This is a genomic window from Flammeovirga sp. SJP92 (assembly GCF_001583495.1).
In the GTDB taxonomy this organism is placed as follows: Bacteria; Bacteroidota; Bacteroidia; order Cytophagales; family Flammeovirgaceae; genus Flammeovirga.
Genome location: NZ_LQAQ01000111.1, coordinates 174,419 through 191,067, shown reverse-complemented (window position 1 = coordinate 191,067; position 16,649 = coordinate 174,419). Strand labels below are relative to the sequence as shown.

The 16,649-nt window shown below is 34.5% G+C and carries 14 protein-coding genes; 5 read left to right on the top strand and 9 right to left on the bottom strand.

The annotated features are described in order from the left end of the window. The first annotated feature begins 1 nt into the window (after nt 1). On the top strand, nt 2-619 hold the full coding sequence (locus tag AVL50_RS28845) for a hypothetical protein (protein WP_062620894.1): 618 nt from the start codon (nt 2-4) through the stop codon (nt 617-619). A 51-nt stretch (nt 620-670) separates the two neighbouring features. Beyond that, complete coding sequence (locus AVL50_RS28840; RefSeq protein ID WP_082796052.1) at nt 671-1,780, top strand: DUF4421 domain-containing protein; 1,110 nt, start codon at nt 671-673, stop codon at nt 1,778-1,780. A gap of 57 nt (nt 1,781-1,837) precedes the next feature. On the opposite strand, the gene AVL50_RS28835 is transcribed toward AVL50_RS28840, so the two are convergent. The 9 genes from AVL50_RS28835 to radA form a co-directional block, all read right to left on the bottom strand. Then, on the bottom strand, nt 1,838-4,576 hold the full coding sequence (locus tag AVL50_RS28835) for a 4-alpha-glucanotransferase (RefSeq protein WP_062620890.1): 2,739 nt from the start codon (nt 4,574-4,576) through the stop codon (nt 1,838-1,840). Between the two features lie 206 nt (nt 4,577-4,782). Continuing rightward, the gene (locus AVL50_RS28830) at nt 4,783-5,415 is read right to left on the bottom strand and encodes a hypothetical protein (RefSeq protein WP_157491656.1); all 633 of its coding nucleotides are present in this window, start codon (nt 5,413-5,415) and stop codon (nt 4,783-4,785) included. Between the two features lie 121 nt (nt 5,416-5,536). Beyond that, the gene (locus tag AVL50_RS28825; RefSeq protein ID WP_172826946.1) at nt 5,537-6,475 is read right to left on the bottom strand and encodes a methyltransferase domain-containing protein; all 939 of its coding nucleotides are present in this window, start codon (nt 6,473-6,475) and stop codon (nt 5,537-5,539) included. Between the two features lie 83 nt (nt 6,476-6,558). Next, the gene (locus AVL50_RS28820; protein WP_062620884.1) at nt 6,559-7,020 is read right to left on the bottom strand and encodes a YdeI/OmpD-associated family protein; all 462 of its coding nucleotides are present in this window, start codon (nt 7,018-7,020) and stop codon (nt 6,559-6,561) included. Between the two features lie 13 nt (nt 7,021-7,033). Continuing rightward, a complete protein-coding gene (locus AVL50_RS28815) occupies nt 7,034-7,549 on the bottom strand; it encodes a GNAT family N-acetyltransferase (RefSeq protein ID WP_062620882.1) in 516 nt (171 codons plus the stop codon). After that, nucleotides 7,549-8,694 carry a hypothetical protein gene (locus AVL50_RS28810; protein WP_157491655.1) on the bottom strand — a complete coding sequence of 382 codons (1,146 nt, stop codon included), beginning with the start codon at nt 8,692-8,694 and terminating at the stop codon, nt 7,549-7,551. The genes AVL50_RS28815 and AVL50_RS28810 overlap by 1 nt, the downstream gene beginning before the upstream one ends. Beyond that, nucleotides 8,661-10,565 carry an ABC-F family ATP-binding cassette domain-containing protein gene (locus AVL50_RS28805; RefSeq protein ID WP_062620879.1) on the bottom strand — a complete coding sequence of 635 codons (1,905 nt, stop codon included), beginning with the start codon at nt 10,563-10,565 and terminating at the stop codon, nt 8,661-8,663. The genes AVL50_RS28810 and AVL50_RS28805 overlap by 34 nt, the downstream gene beginning before the upstream one ends. 81 nt (nt 10,566-10,646) lie before the next feature. Beyond that, the gene (locus tag AVL50_RS28800) at nt 10,647-12,545 is read right to left on the bottom strand and encodes an OmpA family protein (protein WP_062620878.1); all 1,899 of its coding nucleotides are present in this window, start codon (nt 12,543-12,545) and stop codon (nt 10,647-10,649) included. Between the two features lie 5 nt (nt 12,546-12,550). Continuing rightward, nucleotides 12,551-13,957 (bottom strand): DNA repair protein RadA, encoded by a 1,407-nt coding sequence (radA, locus tag AVL50_RS28795; RefSeq protein ID WP_062620877.1) that lies wholly within the window; start codon nt 13,955-13,957, stop codon nt 12,551-12,553. Nucleotides 13,958-14,206: 249 nt separating this feature from the next. Between radA and AVL50_RS28790 the strand changes: the two genes are divergently transcribed. The 3 genes from AVL50_RS28790 to AVL50_RS28780 are packed head-to-tail and all read left to right on the top strand — an operon-like array spanning nt 14,207 to nt 16,565. Further along, nucleotides 14,207-15,712, top strand: coding sequence for an MBOAT family protein (locus AVL50_RS28790; protein WP_062620875.1), 1,506 nt, complete (start codon nt 14,207-14,209; stop codon nt 15,710-15,712). Nucleotides 15,713-15,729: 17 nt separating this feature from the next. Continuing rightward, complete coding sequence (locus tag AVL50_RS28785; protein ID WP_062620873.1) at nt 15,730-16,224, top strand: MepB family protein; 495 nt, start codon at nt 15,730-15,732, stop codon at nt 16,222-16,224. A 53-nt stretch (nt 16,225-16,277) separates the two neighbouring features. Beyond that, the gene (locus tag AVL50_RS28780) at nt 16,278-16,565 is read left to right on the top strand and encodes a YciI family protein (protein WP_062620871.1); all 288 of its coding nucleotides are present in this window, start codon (nt 16,278-16,280) and stop codon (nt 16,563-16,565) included. Nucleotides 16,566-16,649: the final 84 nt, after the last annotated feature.

The following is a 16,649-nucleotide window of genomic DNA, read 5'->3' as shown; positions in this document are numbered from 1 at the left end:
TGTGAGTGAACTAACTCAACAAGAGAATAAAATTCATATTCAAACTACCACAAAAGTTTCAGGTAATTTAGAACAACTTAAGTCTGGTTTGTCTAATAAGGCTAAAAGTATTAAAGCTACTGAACAAAAACAGGTGGCTTCAACTGCTTCTTCAATACCTCCTACACCACAACAACCAACACCTCCACCAGCTCCTAGCTTTGGAAGTAGTAAACCTAAAAAGAGTAAAGCCATTGTAGGCCAATCTTTTACTTTAGAGCAGGCTAAAAAAATATGGACCTCATTTGCTGATGAGTACAGACAAAATGGAAAGAGTAAATTTGCTAGTATATTATTAGACGAAAATGAAATTACTCTTGATAGTCAGTTAAATATAATTGTTGAAATCACGAATACTATTCAAAATGAACATTTGAATATTGTAAGACCTGAGCTTCTAAGACAACTCCGAACAGAGTTGAAAAATGAAACGATAGAGATTTCTACCAAATTAATACAAATTGAAGAAAGCAAAGAACCTAAACGTTTGTATTCTCCTCAAGATAAATTACAATTCTTACAAGAGAAATATCCAGCTTTGAAAACTTTACAGCAAAAGCTTGGACTTGATTTTGATTAATATTTTGTTTTTCTTCATTATTATTTTTTAAACTCACTTACATACTCTTAATTGAAATTTTACGCGCTTCTACTTACGTTATCGCTATCACTGTATTATAGTTATAACAACATATACGCACAGAATGATTCTATTCCAAATGAAGTTGTCTTGGATCATGATACGACTTATTATAAATCGTACAACAATGACCTTCATTTGAGATTATATTCTGTTTATAAATTTAATAACCTTATTCTCACAGGGAATAATGATCAATCCAAAAGGATCGTTTACTCTCCAAATGGCAACTTAAACTTAGGTTTTGGTTTTAACTACAGAGGCTTAGGCATTAACATCGGTATCAACTTCCCAGCCATTAATAATGATAATGATACCTTTGGAGAAACAAAAAAGCTGGATATGCGCTCTTATGTTTACGGACGAAAAGTTGCCATTGATTTCGGTTTACAATTTTATAATGGATTCTATATCAGTGAATATGAAAGTAGAAACAGCTTTAATCAAAGTAATCAACCAACTCAATTAAGGGGTGACATGAAGATTAATACTATTGGTGTTTCAACTTTATTTGTTCAAAACCATAGAAAATTTTCATTCAGAGCCGCTTTTGCACAAACAGAGGTTCAGAAAAAAACAGCAGGATCTCTTCTTTATGGTCCTTATATCAACTTCCTAAATATAAAAGCCGACTCCTCATTGATTCCATCTCATATAAGAGAGGAATATCAGCTAGAAGACAACATCATTAAAGGTGTTTATGGAAGTGCTGGATTAATGGGTGGATATGCATTCTCATTGATTATTTACAAACGCATCTTTTTTACAGGTGCACTCGCTCTTGGATACGGCCTCAATTACGGTAATACATGGTATGACACTACTGAAGGTAGGTTTAATGAAGATGTTTGGGATACTGGCTTTAAATTGAATACTAGAACCGCTTTTGGTTATAATAATAGAAGAACTTATCTAGGCTTTTCATTCGTTCTAGAGTCTTATAATATTGCTACCAGCTATGACATCACTGAGTTATACTGGATGGGACAATTTCGATTTAATATTGTCAGAAGATTTGATTGGAAAGTTCCTCCTCTCGATTGGATAATGGATCGGCTTCCTATCTTGAAAAACTCTGGCAAAGAGGCTTCAGACATATAGAAAAAGGTCACTTGAACTGAATCAAGTGACCTTTGCTTTTAATATATCAATCGAATATTAATATTCTGTATTTCTACCTGAAGCAGTGATCAAACCTTTCAACTTAGAGTTGAATGCTTTTTGTTTCACCAATTCTTCACAAGTAAAGTGCATTCTATATCTCCAGTAATGGTGCTTGATAGCAGGAACGTTGATACGTTCATCTTCTGGATTTTCTCTTCTCAACTCACCATCAATCGCAAGTAAATCTTGTAGAGGGAAAATAGTCCAGATTGAGTCAGCATACAAATGCTGTACTAAAACCTGCTCAGCAATCCAAGGCTCACAATGTTGTGGCGCTTCACCCCAGTTACCAAGAATTTCATTATAGAATCTTTGAGTTTCACCTCTATCTTCTTCCCACCAGCCTCTAACAGTTGACATATCATGTGAAGATGGAGATGCTACAGATTCGTAAGGATAGTTACCTGGGTGACCAAATGCAATTGTAGGGTCTTTAGGCATTCTTTGGATCTCTAAGCTTAAAATTTCAAGTTCAGTCATCACACCTGGAACACAATCAGGAACCATACCTAAATCCTCACCACAAATCAACATGTTTGTCGCTTCTTTGATTGCTGGTAATTTTTCCATTGCTTGCGAAGCCCAAAGATCTTCCTGACGTTTGAAGAAGTAATCAACATATAAATCCCAGAAAGTATGCTTCTGAAAGCTTTCCAATTCATTAAATGTTCTTGACTTATCCATTGTTACACGAGGAGCATAATGCATACCGTCATCATAACCTAAAGCTGCAATTAGCAATACTTCATTATGAAGGCTATATAAACCATCTCTTACTGCGTCTAATCTTGCTTGATCAGCTTCATCTTTCGCATTAAGACCATTGAAGTAAGTTTGAATTTTCACTTGAGAATCAAACTGCTCCTTGAAGTCATAAGCACCTGTATACTTTTCATTTAAGAACTCAGCTCTTACCCAATCAGTATCAGCTCCAAACATCTCACCCAAGAAATGCTCACGGATGTATGGCTTACAGAAACGATCAAAATCAAATCTCACTCCTCTGCTTTCAAACTCATTGATGTGTAAAGGAAGAGCAGGTCTGAACTGACCTAATAAACCTTGAACAGAGTCAATTGGAATCTCCCAAATACGGAAGAAGCCTAAAATATGATCAATTCTGAACGTTTGGAAATACTGTGACAAGTGAGTCATTCTACTTGTCCACCAAGCATAGCCATCTTCTTTCATTGTATCCCAGTCATATGTCGGGAATCCCCAGTTCTGACCGTTTACAGCAAAATCATCTGGTGGAGCACCAGCTTGACCGTTCATATTATATAAGTGAGGTGCTGTCCAAGCATCTGCAGAATATCTGTAGATACCAATTGGAATATCACCTTTTAATACTACACCATTATCTTGAGCATATTCAGATGCTTCAAGCAATTGAGCATGAAGATGATACTGAACAAACACGTAGAAGTTCACATCATCTTTAACTTTTGATTTTGAAGCAAAAAGTTTAGCTACTTCTTTCTCATCATATTTAGCAAACTTCTCAAATTTAGAGAAATCTGGTGTTTTATATTTATCTCTCAAATGACAGAAAGCAGCATATGGCAACAACCAATCTTCTTGCTCTTTCATAAATGCTTTTACTTTTGCATCCTTAAAGAAGCTTGCTTTTTGCTCAGACCAAATCTCCTTAAGGTAATCCATTTTTGCATTCATTACAGCCTCATAATCGACAGTATCCAATGCATTTAATTTTTCCTTAAGATTTTTCAGCTTCGTCATCTTCTTCTTATCCTTTAAAGCTCCAACAGCTTCAAGGTTGATGTAAAGAGGATGTAATGCATAAACTGACACAGAAGCATATGGATAAGAATCTACCCATGTATAAGTGGCCATTGTATCATTAACAGGTAAGATCTGTACCAATCTCATTCCTGTTTCTTTCGACCAATCCACTAAACCTTTGATATCCAAGAACTCTCCTACTCCAAGACCTTGTTCAGACCTTAGTGAGAATACAGGAAGGGCAACACCCATTCCTCTCCAAGCTCTCTTATCATAAGTGAATCTATGATCAGCAAAACGAACATATGTTTTTGGATCATTTTCCTGAATGTCAAAAACATGATCAAATCCACCTTCTAATTCAACATGATTAGCATCTTTTGTAGATACTAATACATATTTATATTTTAATTTGTGGTGATTCTTTTTAATAGGAGTTGTAACCGTCCAAAGCTTACGCTCGTTGTCGTAATTCATTGGAAGGGCATTATTGATATCCCAATTTCCTAATTCGTCTACAGACCCAACTACTTTTGCTACCATGTCCTTGTTAATACGAGGCACATTTACTTCAAAAGTATACTTTGCATCTTTAGTTGACTTTTTAGCTGCTTTATTTTTAGGAGCTGATGTTTGGAAAATTACATCAAACGCCGCTGTATCATAGGCGTTTTCTGTTTCGTGGTAAGGATTCCAAGCATCTTGTAAGATATAATTCTTGTACAAAGTTTTGTCTAGTTCCACTTTTCTTGGAGCTCCATCCTCTTGGTATACAATACCATTTGACTTATCAACTAAAAGATAGTTGTAAGTAAAACTCTTTGCTTTAGTTTTTGAGAGGTCAACTTCTGCAAACCAAACTCCCCCCCCTAAATATGACATTTCTAGGGCCTCATCTTTTTTGTTTTTTCCCAAACTTGGTAAAGAACCAACAATTTTTAATTGCTGACCAAATTGAGTATCATAATGTATTTTAAAGGTCGCTTTCATTAAGAACGATTTTATAGAATTTCCAGTTTTAATGGTTTTCAACACCACTTTGTTTAGCTAAAATACTATAATGTTATTCTTATTAAAAAGGGTTTTTAATACATTTTTTAGTTTTTTTTTTCGCAACGGTTTGCGTTACGGTATGCATGATTAAAATCATCAAATTTATTCTTCTAATGATCCACTTTCTTCCTCAAGATCTCGCCTTATAATACATTAATGAGATTTATATCCTGTCTTTTTTCTTGTTTCAATTCCACCCAATAGCGTCCTTTGGTCAAAATCTCTGACAAGTAGAAGCTTTGTATAACACGTTCTCCTTTAGAGGTTTGAATATTAGTATTATAGACCGAATTCCCCTCTCTATTGTAAATACTAAACTGTATTGTTGAACCAAACTCAACGGTTCTAAGCATCAACTTTATAGGATTATTCTGATTTTCTTTAGTGAACAATAAAATCTGTAGCTGAGATTCACCAGAAAGGTTTAAAGAAGAGACTACTTCAGTAAATCCGTTTTTTTCTACTTTTACAATTCTATAATATTTTGATGGAAAATGATCCATAAATCGCACTGCCATATTTGGATTTACACTGTTAGATGTCTCTATTTCCGTTTTTTTATGCCAGTCTTTATTATTATCAGACCCTTGTATGTAAAGTTTATTTTCCTCTACATCAAATGAGTTTTCGAAAGTAAGCATTACTTCTTTCCCCGTTACACTACCCTTCAACTTTTGATCATGTGACATGTTTTCAAATGTAGATTGATCGGTTTGTTGTGAGAAAGTATTGAGAATAAATATTAGGTTAACTAATAGGCAAAGTATTGGTTTCATGGTATTTAAATATAGTTTTTAGGCAAATTTTATCTTTCTATATCTAAAAAACCAATATTTTCTCTTAATAGTTTATAATTGAATTTTGAGAAGAAAAGCTGTGAATTATTCTAAGCTATTTTTATTGGAATGATTTAAGCTTTCTATAAAATATTTTGAGAGTATTGATCCATGCCGTGGTTGTAAACGGATAAAATTTGTGGATTCTTTCAATTTTAAGAAGGTATTTTTTTACAGAATTATAGTCATTTACAATAGTAGTATCGCTATTACCTATTTTAAATACTGACCTTACAAATTGATTTCCACAGATCATCTTAAAACCATTTTTAGTGAAAAGGTTTTTCAACGTTTCTAATGTAAAATGAATTGTGTGAGCATTTTGAAGGTAGAGTAAAAAGTCTGATTTATAATTGCGGTGCACTTCTTTTACGCCTGGAACTTCTATGTAAACCAAAGAGTCTTTATGCAATCGCTCTTTTAGTAGTTCTAGCTCTTTATCCAAATCTAGAATATGCTCCATTACATGGGAATAAATGACTAAATCTGGCTTTTGATCCTCAAATGAAAAATCATTGATTGTTCCCATTTCTAGATCTAAGTCGTAATTTTTCTTTCCCCAATTGATGTAATCTTCTCCTAAATCTATACCTTTTATAGTATGTCCTTTTTCTTTGAAAACTTTTAGGATTCCTCCTGCTCCACATCCTACTTCAACGACAAACATATTCTTTTTCTGAATCAGCTGGTGTTCATCCAAGTAGTTGTAAAGACTTTCTCCTCTCTTTTGCTGATCAAGGAAAAATGTTTCTGTTGCAGTGTTATTTGCATCATATAACTTACGGTATTCAGCATTATAAAACTCATTATAGCTAGTCTGATCCATTCTGGGGCTAGTGTAGATCAAGCCACAATCAGAACAAAGGTTTGTTTCAAAATACAAACCATACCTGTCTTTTTTTCCAATTACTTCCTTGGTAGAACCACCACATACAGGACAACTGACTTCTTCAAAAGTATAAGTACCATCTGAAACTTTATTGGTGATTTGATCTTTCATTTTAATTTGTAGATCATTCAGTTTCAATGTTGAAATTTTATCGTTTTCTAATCTAGTGAGAAGCATATTTGTTGTTGTTTTAATCAGACTTTGGAAAGCGCCATTATCATACCAATAATTCTATTGGCCTTTTCCTCATCATCTCTTGTATTGTAGATCCAATTGACATAATCTTTCTTCTTTTCTTCTGAAAGCTTTTCAAAGTTATCCTGTACTGTTTTCGATTCCAACTCCAAACATGATTTTATTTCGTCAGGAATATCCACACTTGCTTCATCAAGATATAGTTGAATCAATACTTCATCTCCTTCCTCTTTTTTTATTTTTTTCCGTATTTGAGCTTTTACTGGTAAAAAAAGATTTCCATTCCCCATTGGCATCAATTTATAATTTGTCAACTCATAATCATCTATATAACCATTCACTCTCACCCAGCCAAAAGGATTGTTTTTATCCATTGGAATCGTTGGCAACTCAGCATAAGTCCAACCTCCTTTACCAGGAAATTTTTCTAGTTTATATTTTCCGTCGGCAATTAATTTCATTATAGTATGCTATTTAATAGTAGAAGTTAAAGCCATAAACTTGTATTTCTTCTTTATTGATATCCAAAGCCTCATTTCTAACAAAACCCATTCTCTCATACATCGTCCAAGCTAATTTCATTGGTTTTGTGGAATGAATAATTAATCGTTCCCGTTTCAAATCCTTGCCTTTTTTCAAACAATACTCTACTAACTTTTTGCCAATACCTTTCCCTTGATGCTGATGACTAACAGCTAGAAGTCTAAATCCGCATGCATTCATTACAGTTGTAGCCGTTCCTTCAGAACCGTAATCAGACATTTCTTTTACAAATACAACTGCTCCTGCTATCTGGTCATTTTCTAATGCAACATGAATAGAAACATGTTCCTTTTCCGTAAGGTCTCCGACGTTTGAAAGCATTTCATAGTATTCTGGCATTTCTTCCTTTTGTGGAAAATCTTTTAACGCAGCATAAACCTCTACCATCATTTTACCAATGGAGAGATACTCACTTTTCTTTGCTTCTCTAATAACAATTTTATTCATTATTGATCTGTCAATCTTTTGGTTGGGAGTGAAAGCAATTCTGATTCTGTTTTGAACTCTTGTCCTTCTACATAAATTCTACCTGATGTTTTTAATGCGAGGTCAACATAATCCTTTAAAACAATGGGTAATCCTTTTACGTTCAAATCTGCTTTATTAAGGATAATTTCAATAGGGTGTTTTATTTCAGAAATAAGAGAAAGATCACGGATAACGGAGTTATTATCTGCTACTAATATAAATGTATTACCATCCTTAAACTCATTTTGAGCATTAATTATAGCTTCAATATCATTTTCAGGAAGATCGCCTCCATCCCCGTTGTTTTTTACTTTTGTCATGAGGTTAAAAACAGGAATTACTCTACTATCTCTTATGGTATAAATACCACCTGTTTTACCGATACTTTTTTGTGATGTGATTTTTGTATCTCCATCATTGAAGAAAACAAAACCAATCACTTGATCTTGAGCTCTTTCCTTAATCAGCCAGGATAATAAATCAATGGTATAAGGATACATACTCCCTGTCCAGTCACTGATAATAACAGCTCGATTCCAATTGTCTCTATTTTTTTCAAAAACTTCCGAAGTAATATGGATTAATTCATCCTCTACCTTCAATTTTTTCTTGACAAGATGTTCGAATTTTTTATCAATATTTTTCTTTCTGATGACTTCCTGCTCGGGTAATAGCGGTTTTCTTGGGCGTGAACTATAATAAGCAACAATACCATGAAACATTGCTTCAAAGTCTGCTTTGGATTCACCTTTTGTTTGACGGATTATTCTCCATCGGATTATTGGATCATCTATTGACCCTTCAAACCAGTGTGTGAATTGTTCTATTCGATTGGTATTGAGCTCTGAGAAATCAAAATCTTTGGGATGATTGGTATAGACCAATTGTACAGAGTCGATTTGTAGACGGTCTATTTCTTGTGCTTCTGGCAATTCATTGATTTCAAATTGACCATAGTTCATTGGGAGGGTAAAGAAATGTTTTGTAGAGTCAAAATGCACTTGATCTACATCGCGGTATGATGCACGAAAATACAGTTGATGGGCAGACTGTGCCCACCCATCAACGGTAAAAAATAATATAAAAACTATTAGCCATTGGCTATTTCGTCTAATTCCATCCATCGCATCATCTTATCATCTGCTTCTTCCATCACTACGCCAAGTCTTTCAGAAATCTCTCTGATTTCATCAACATCAGTGACTGAACCATCTGATAATTTACTTTCTAAATTTTCCTTTTCCTCTTCAAGTACTTCTATTTCCTTTTCTAAGGCTTCGTATTCTTGTTTTTCTTTGAATGAAAGCTTTTTAGTGGTTGTTTTAGGACGTTCTTTCTTTTCTTGCTGTTGCTTTTTCTCTTTTTCTTCACGAGCAGCAATCTTCTTCAAACGCTCCTGTTCATCCATATAAGCTCTGTATTCAGAATACTTGCCATTGAAATCTTTGATCACACCATTGCCTTCAAAAACAAATAAATGATCAACCAATTTATCCATAAAGTACCTGTCGTGTGTTACAACAATAACACATCCTTGGAACTCTTCCAAAAAGTCTTCCAAAACACTTAAAGTAGGGATATCCAAGTCATTGGTAGGCTCGTCAAGTATTAAAAAGTTAGGATTTCGTAATAAAACGGTGCACAAGTACAATCTTTTACGCTCTCCACCACTCAATGTAGAAATATACGAATGCTGTTTTTCAGGTGTAAAAAGGAATCGGTTCAATAACTGTAAAGGTGTCAAAGTGGTACCGTCTGACATCGCATGATTTTCTGTGATATCACGAACTACATCAATTACTTTAATGTCCTCATCAAATGAAAGTCCTTTCTGAGTATAGTAACCGTAAACAATCGTCTCACCTTTGGTAATTGTACCAGAATCGATCGACTCACTTCCCGTCAACATATTCAAGAAAGTAGATTTACCTACCCCATTATTACCGACAATACCGACGCGCTCTTTACGCTTAAAGATATAAGAGAAATCATCTACAATTTTCTTATCACCAAATGCTTTATTAACACCTTCAAACTCGAGGATTTTCTTTCCTAAGCGAGACATATTCACGGCAATCTCTGCTTTCTCTTCTGTCTTTCCACTCTTAGCTGTTTTCTTCAAATCATGGAAAGCATCCATTCTGAATTTCTGCTTTGTCCCTCTCGCTTTTGGCATTCTTCTTACCCAATCGAGTTCTTTACGCATCAAGTTTTTTGCCTTATCTACTGTGGCAGCATGATTGGCTTCCCTCTCTGCTTTTTTCTCGATGTAGTAAGAATAATTTCCTTTATGATTGTAGATTACACCGTCTTCTAATTCTAAGATTTCATTACAAATACGGTCTAAGAAATATCTATCGTGAGTCACTAAAAGAATAGACAATTTAGCTCTTGTCAAATACTCTTCCAGCCATTCGATCATATCTAAATCAAGGTGGTTAGTAGGCTCATCCAAAATCAATAAACCAGGCTCTTCAATTAAGATTTTACTTAATGCCACCCTTTTTTGCTGACCACCCGAAAGTGATTTCATTGGAGCCGAAAGATCTTCAATTTTAAAAGCGGTAAGAATTTGCTTCACTCTTGCTTCTGCATCCCACGCTTTCAATTCCTCCATCTTCTGCGTAGCCTTATCCAATTGCTTTAAAGTAGCATCTGAATAATCTGCACCACTATCTGCTAACGCTTTTTCGTAATCACGCACCGCAGTGATAATTGGCGAATCACTTGAAAGCACATAATCCAAAACGGATTGATCTGGCTCAAATTGAGGTTCTTGTTCTAATAAACCAACGGTAATATCTTTATTGATAGCTATCGTCCCACTATCCAAGGATTCATTTCCAACAATGGCATTGAGCAAAGTGGATTTACCTCCACCATTTTTCGCTACTAACGCTACTTTTTGTCCTTTTTGAATCCCAAAGCTTATATTTTCATAAAGAGGTTTTTCTCCCCAATATTTAGTTGCACTATCAACTGATATTAAATTCATCTTTCTCTGCTAATTTTTTTCGCAAATTAGTAAAAAACACTTAATCTAACACTTCAATTATGTTTATGATTGTTTGCTTTCTTACAAAATCTCGAACTCTATCCTTCTATTCTCTTTTCTACCTGATTCTAAACTATTATCTGCAATAGGTTTTTTCTCTCCATAACCCACAGCTTTCAACCTGCTAGAATCAATTCCATGTTGAATTAAATAATTTGTAACAGCTTCAGCTCTTTTTTGAGAAAGGTTTAAGTTATACTCATTAGTACCAATATTATCCGTGTGACCTGAGATCTCTACACTTAAACTAGGATTCAAAATCAAGAAATCTTTTATCTTGTTTAATTCTACATCGCTTTTCTTTTGAAGTACATATTCGTTTGAATTAAAAAAGATATTGCTCAGTGTTATATTCGTACCTTGATCTACTCGCTGTAAAAATATATCTAGGGTTACCCCTTCAACTCCAGCATTATGCATATCAAAAGTCAAGCTTTGAAATAGGTAACCTGGTTTTGATACATACAATGCATATTCTTCATTTTGATTGAGGACAATTAGATATTTTCCCGTTTCTCCATCTGATAATACTTTTGATTCTGTTTTCTCATTATCCAAGAGTTTCAGTTCTAGTTGTGCCTTAATTGGGGTTTTTGTAATGGCATCATAAACCACACCTTTCAAATAAGTGCTCAATGATTGTGGTAGAATTTCTTCCGGCAAGTCAAATGAAACAATCTTACTTGTGCGTTTATTCCCCTCCACATGTTCCTTCGAAAAATATCCTTTTTTACCGTCAGCAGAAACCACTAAAGAAACTTGATCTGCATGATCGTTTATTGGATATCCTAAGTTCATAGGTTGAGTCCAACCTGCTCCGTCTTTTTCTGATTTGAACAAATCCAATCCGCCAAAACCTAAATGTCCTTCTGATGAAAAGTAAAGAGTATGACCGTTAGAATGAATATAGGGAGAGATATCATCATCATTTGTATTCACCTCTTCTCCTAAATTGACGGCAGGCATCCACTCATTGTTTGCATTCATGTGCGATACCCAAATATCTTTCTTTCCTTGTCCTCCTCTGCGATCAGATACAAAATAAAGTGTTCTTCCATCAGCTGAAAGTGAGGGTTGAGATTCCCAATCTCTAGAATTAATATTAGGACCTAAATTTTTGGGTTCAGACCATCTATCTCCTACTTTTTGAGTAATAAATAAATCACAACTACCATATCCCATCCTTTCTCTTGTTGATTCACAAGAGGTAAAAATCATAATAGTCCCATCAGCTGAAATAGAACACGTCCCTTCGTTGAATGGCGTATTGAGCTCCTCCACTTCTTGTGGTGAAGACCAATTATCATTAAAAAAGTTGGATTTAAAAATATTCTCATTCTCTCTTTCATTACGAGCTGTAAAATAAAGCTCTTTCCCATCTGCAGTAATGGCTGGAAAATATTGCTGGTCTTTTACATTGACCTGATCTCCAATATTTTCATAAGAATAAGGTAAAACTTTATGAATATTTTCGAGTGCGTAATTGGAAGAAGCCACTATTTTATTGGCCCTCCCAATTTCTCTGTATTGTCTTCTCGTTGGATTAAATGCCAGAAAAGAACTTGCATAACGAATTGCTTTGTCATAGTTGCCTAAAGACCACTCATATTCAGCCAAAGAAAGATGTGCCAGCATAAATTTTGAATTCTGACTACAACACTTCATCAACTCTCTATAAAGTTGCCTGGCTTTTTCGTAATCTTTATCCAAAATGTTTAAATAGGCTAATAAATAATAGCTATCGCCATTGGTATTATCCTCTGCAATAGACTTTTCCAAATATAATTTGGCATCAATAAAATTCCTTTCTGCTACCGCTTTTTCTCCTTTTTGAAAAAGTTTCACCGATTTGGATGACTGCCCAAAAACAGTGAAAGAAAATACGATCAGCAACTGAATAAGTACTAAGCTACGTTTCATTAAATCTAAGTAAATAACTTTTCTGCCATTTCGGCAACCGTTCCAACAGGAACTACTTTCATTTTATACTTCTTGAGGTCAAGGCCTTTTACATTGTATTTAGAAATATACATTTCTTTGAAACCTAATTTCTCAGCCTCAACTATTCTGTTTTCAATTCTTGACACTGCTCTTACTTCACCTCCTAGACCTACTTCTGCCGCTAAACAAGTCGTTGATTCAATAGATATATCTTCAAATGAAGAGATTAGGGAAGCTACTACGGCCAGATCAATGGCGGGATCTTCTACTCTTAATCCTCCTGCGACATTAAGAAAAACATCTGAAAAATTTAGTTTATATCCACTTCTTTTCTCTAAAACCGCCAGAAGCATATTCAACCTTTTTGAATCATAACCTGTAGGGCTTCTTTGAGGATTACCATATACAGATGGAGTAACGAGTGACTGGATTTCTACTAACAACGGTCTGTTACCTTCCATAACTGTACCAATTGCAACACCGCTCAGACCATCATCTCTTTGAGAGAGTAAAATTTCTGAAGGATTACTCACTTCTCTCAGGCCACTTGCAATCATCTCGTAGATGCCCAATTCAGAGGTAGAACCAAATCTATTTTTGATCGTTCTCAAGATTCTGTAGCTCATATGACGGTCTCCTTCAAACTGCAAAACTGTGTCCACCATATGTTCTAAGACTTTTGGCCCTGCCAAACTACCTTCTTTGGTAATGTGTCCAATCATCAATACAGGTGTCCCAGTGTCTTTGGCAAAACGAATCATCTCTGCGGCACATTCTTTCACTTGAGAAACACTTCCTGCTGCTGCCTCTAAAAGTGGAGATACTAATGTCTGTATCGAATCAATCACCATTACATCTGGCGTCATTTTCTCTACATGGGCGAATATTTTCGATGTATCTGTTTCAGTCAATACATAAGTTTCTTCTGACGAGAAAGGCAGACGTTCAGCGCGCTGTCTAATTTGCTGACCGCTTTCCTCTCCAGATACATATAGTACTTGTTTATCTTTTAATGACAAAGCTATTTGAAGCATTAAGGTTGATTTACCGATACCTGGCTCTCCTCCAATCATGACAGCTGAACCATGGACGATTCCACCTCCTAATACTCTGTTTAATTCTTCATCCTGAGTGACAATACGACCTTCTTTTTCGTATTTCACCTCATTTATTTTTATGGGTTTTGATGTTTCTTGCTTGGAATTGACATAACCTCCGCTTCTATCATTACTTGAAGTCATTTTCCAGCTTCCCTTCTTTGGCGTTTCGTCTTGGATTACTTCTTCAACAAATGAATTCCATTCGTTACAAGACGGGCATTTGCCTTGCCATTTTGGTGATTCAAATCCACAATGTTGACAGAAATAAGCCGTCTTTACTTTCTTTGCCATCTTCGCTCTACTTTAAAAATCGTTTTACTTTAAATCCATCCGAAGTTAAAAAGGAATTATTAGAATTATTCTATTCTCAATATTCTTTTTTTACAAAAAAAGAGAGCACTTTTGCGTAAATAGTAAATTATGGTCAAAAGAAAAGTCTATTTAAATTCTTTATTTTCTTTTGTCCTAGTGCTTAAATGAGGTAACTTCGATGAAGTTGACTTTTTTGATTTATATTTTTTGAAATAATCCTACAGACGAATGCTTGAATTGGTTACCTATTCTGAAAATAGCCCTTTACTTTTTACTCAAGTAATTTTTTGGGTGCTTTTTGGAGCAATCATTATCACCTATCAGTTTATATATAAAAATATTTCAGCGAGGAACTTCTTGTTGCTTTGTGCTAGTTTGTATTTTTATTATATGTCAAGCGGTTTCTATTTTGTCTTGCTCATCTTCTCCACCATTGTGGATTATTATATTGGAGAAGCCATCTTCAATTCAACCAATCCTTCCAAAAGAAAAAAGTTAGTCTTTTTAAGTGCTTTAATCAATCTCAGCTTATTGGCTTATTTTAAATACACCTTTTTCTTCACAGAAGGCATCAACGAGTTATTTCACTTAGAATTAGAACAAGAAAATTACCTTGCTGCATTCCTCAACACCGTTTTTGGAACAGCTATGGATACTTCTAATATATTCCTCCCTATTGGTATTTCTTTTTATACTTTCCAGACTATTAGTTATTCTGTAGATATTTATAGAGGTGATATCAAACCTGTGGATTCTATTTGGGACTTTGCTCTTTTTGTAAGCTTCTTTCCACAATTAGTAGCGGGACCAATCGTAAGAGCATCAGAATTTATTCCTCAAATCTACAATCCTTACAAGGTTCGAGAAAGTGAATTTGGGCATGCTTTATTTTTAATTGCAGGTGGTCTAATAAAGAAAATTCTAATCTCTGATTATATTTCCATCAATTTTGTAGACAGGATTTTTGAGTCTCCTTGGTCCTACTCAGGGTTTGAAAACTTAATGGCTGCCTATGGTTATGCCATCCAAATTTATTGTGATTTTAGTGGTTATACTGACATTGCCATTGGCGTGGCGGTATTATTAGGTTTCAGACTTCCACTAAACTTCAATTCTCCTTATAAAGCAACAGACATCACTGACTTTTGGAGAAGGTGGCACATTTCTCTTTCATCTTTCTTAAGAGATTACCTTTATATCCCATTAGGTGGAAATAGAAAAGGAAAAATCAGAACGTATATCAACCTTATCATCACCATGGTGTTAGGAGGCTTGTGGCACGGTGCTCATTTCCGTTTTATTTATTGGGGAATTCTTCATGGCGTTGGTCTTGCTGTTCACAAATTGTGGCGTGAAATCACAAAAAACAGAATTCCAAATACTTCACTCACAAAAGCTATTGGTGGTTTTGTCACTTTTCATTTCGTCTGTTATGCATGGATCTACTTCAGAGCTGAAGACATGCAACATGCTGAAAGTATGATCAACCAGATTTTGACCAATATTGACCTTTCCATTGCCTTGGAAGTGATTGTTGCTTACAAACAAGTATTCGGTGTTATGGTTTTAGGTTTCTTTATGCATTGGATGCCTCAAACTTGGAAAGATAAAATTGCTATTGAATTCATTGCGATGCCTGATTTTGCAAAAGCATCCTTCTTGTTTTTTATAGGTTTTATTTTGTTTCAAAGCAGATCTTCTGAAATTCAACCTTTTATCTATTTCCAGTTCTAATAGTATTTCAAAAGCTAATGTATAAGACCATAGAGAAAATTAAAACTGAAGTTTATGACGAATGCTCTTTCCAATTTTCAGACTTTGAAATTGAACATGAAAGTCAAGAGTACGAAGCTTGCCGTTTTAAATTAAATGGAATGAATATTTTAAGTCGGAAATCAAAAATAACACCTAAGAAGGTCGGACAGTTTGTCACCTTCTGGAAACGAAACCAAGAAAAAGTAACAGCACCTTTTAATGCCTCTGACCCCATTGATTTCTATGTGGTGAATGTTCAACAGGATGAAAAAACAGGACAATTTGTTTTTCCTAAGTCTGTTTTGATTAAGAAAGGAATCATGACTACCAACAAAAAAGAAGGAAAAAGAGGTTTCAGAGTCTATCCTTCATGGAATAATACCACAAATAAACAAGCTGAACGTACTCAAAAATGGCAATTAAACTATTTTTATGAGATAAATAATTCAATTAACTTGAAAAAAATAACAGACTTGTATGAGGCAAAATAACTGCCTCTTTTTTATAGATTAAAATCAAAAACAAACTAAAAAACAATTGAAACATGTTTATCATCAATTTAACTTACAAAACGGACTTAGAAAAAGTTGATCAATTCTTAGAAGAACATATTGAATATCTTGATGAGCAATATGAGCTAGAGAATTTCATTGCTTCGGGACGAAAAATACCTAGAACGGGAGGAGTTATCCTTTCCAATCTTGAGTCAAAAACTAAACTTGAAGAGATACTAAAAAAAGATCCTTTTCATAAAAATGAATTGGCAGATTATGATATTATTGAATTTGTTCCTAGTAAAACTTCTGAAGAATTGAAGTTTCTAATTCCATAATTTCACTCCATATGTTCTATTTTGAAGTGAATTCTTTGAAATTTAAACTTTTTGATTTGAAATTCTAAATCCCAAAAATACTTG

Coding starts and splice junctions, on each gene's coding strand:
- AVL50_RS28830 (WP_157491656.1), bottom strand. CDS start 5,415: ATGAAACCAATACTTTGCCTATTAGTTAACCTAATATTTATTCTCAAT.
- AVL50_RS28815 (WP_062620882.1), bottom strand. CDS start 7,549: ATGAATAAAATTGTTATTAGAGAAGCAAAGAAAAGTGAGTATCTCTCC.
- AVL50_RS28785 (WP_062620873.1), top strand. CDS start 15,730: ATGTATAAGACCATAGAGAAAATTAAAACTGAAGTTTATGACGAATGC.
- radA (WP_062620877.1), bottom strand. CDS start 13,957: ATGGCAAAGAAAGTAAAGACGGCTTATTTCTGTCAACATTGTGGATTT.
- AVL50_RS28780 (WP_062620871.1), top strand. CDS start 16,278: ATGTTTATCATCAATTTAACTTACAAAACGGACTTAGAAAAAGTTGAT.
- AVL50_RS28805 (WP_062620879.1), bottom strand. CDS start 10,565: ATGAATTTAATATCAGTTGATAGTGCAACTAAATATTGGGGAGAAAAA.
- AVL50_RS28835 (WP_062620890.1), bottom strand. CDS start 4,576: ATGAAAGCGACCTTTAAAATACATTATGATACTCAATTTGGTCAGCAA.
- AVL50_RS28790 (WP_062620875.1), top strand. CDS start 14,207: ATGCTTGAATTGGTTACCTATTCTGAAAATAGCCCTTTACTTTTTACT.
- AVL50_RS28820 (WP_062620884.1), bottom strand. CDS start 7,020: ATGAAATTAATTGCCGACGGAAAATATAAACTAGAAAAATTTCCTGGT.
- AVL50_RS28825 (WP_172826946.1), bottom strand. CDS start 6,475: ATGAAAGATCAAATCACCAATAAAGTTTCAGATGGTACTTATACTTTT.
- AVL50_RS28800 (WP_062620878.1), bottom strand. CDS start 12,545: ATGAAACGTAGCTTAGTACTTATTCAGTTGCTGATCGTATTTTCTTTC.
- AVL50_RS28810 (WP_157491655.1), bottom strand. CDS start 8,694: ATGGATGGAATTAGACGAAATAGCCAATGGCTAATAGTTTTTATATTA.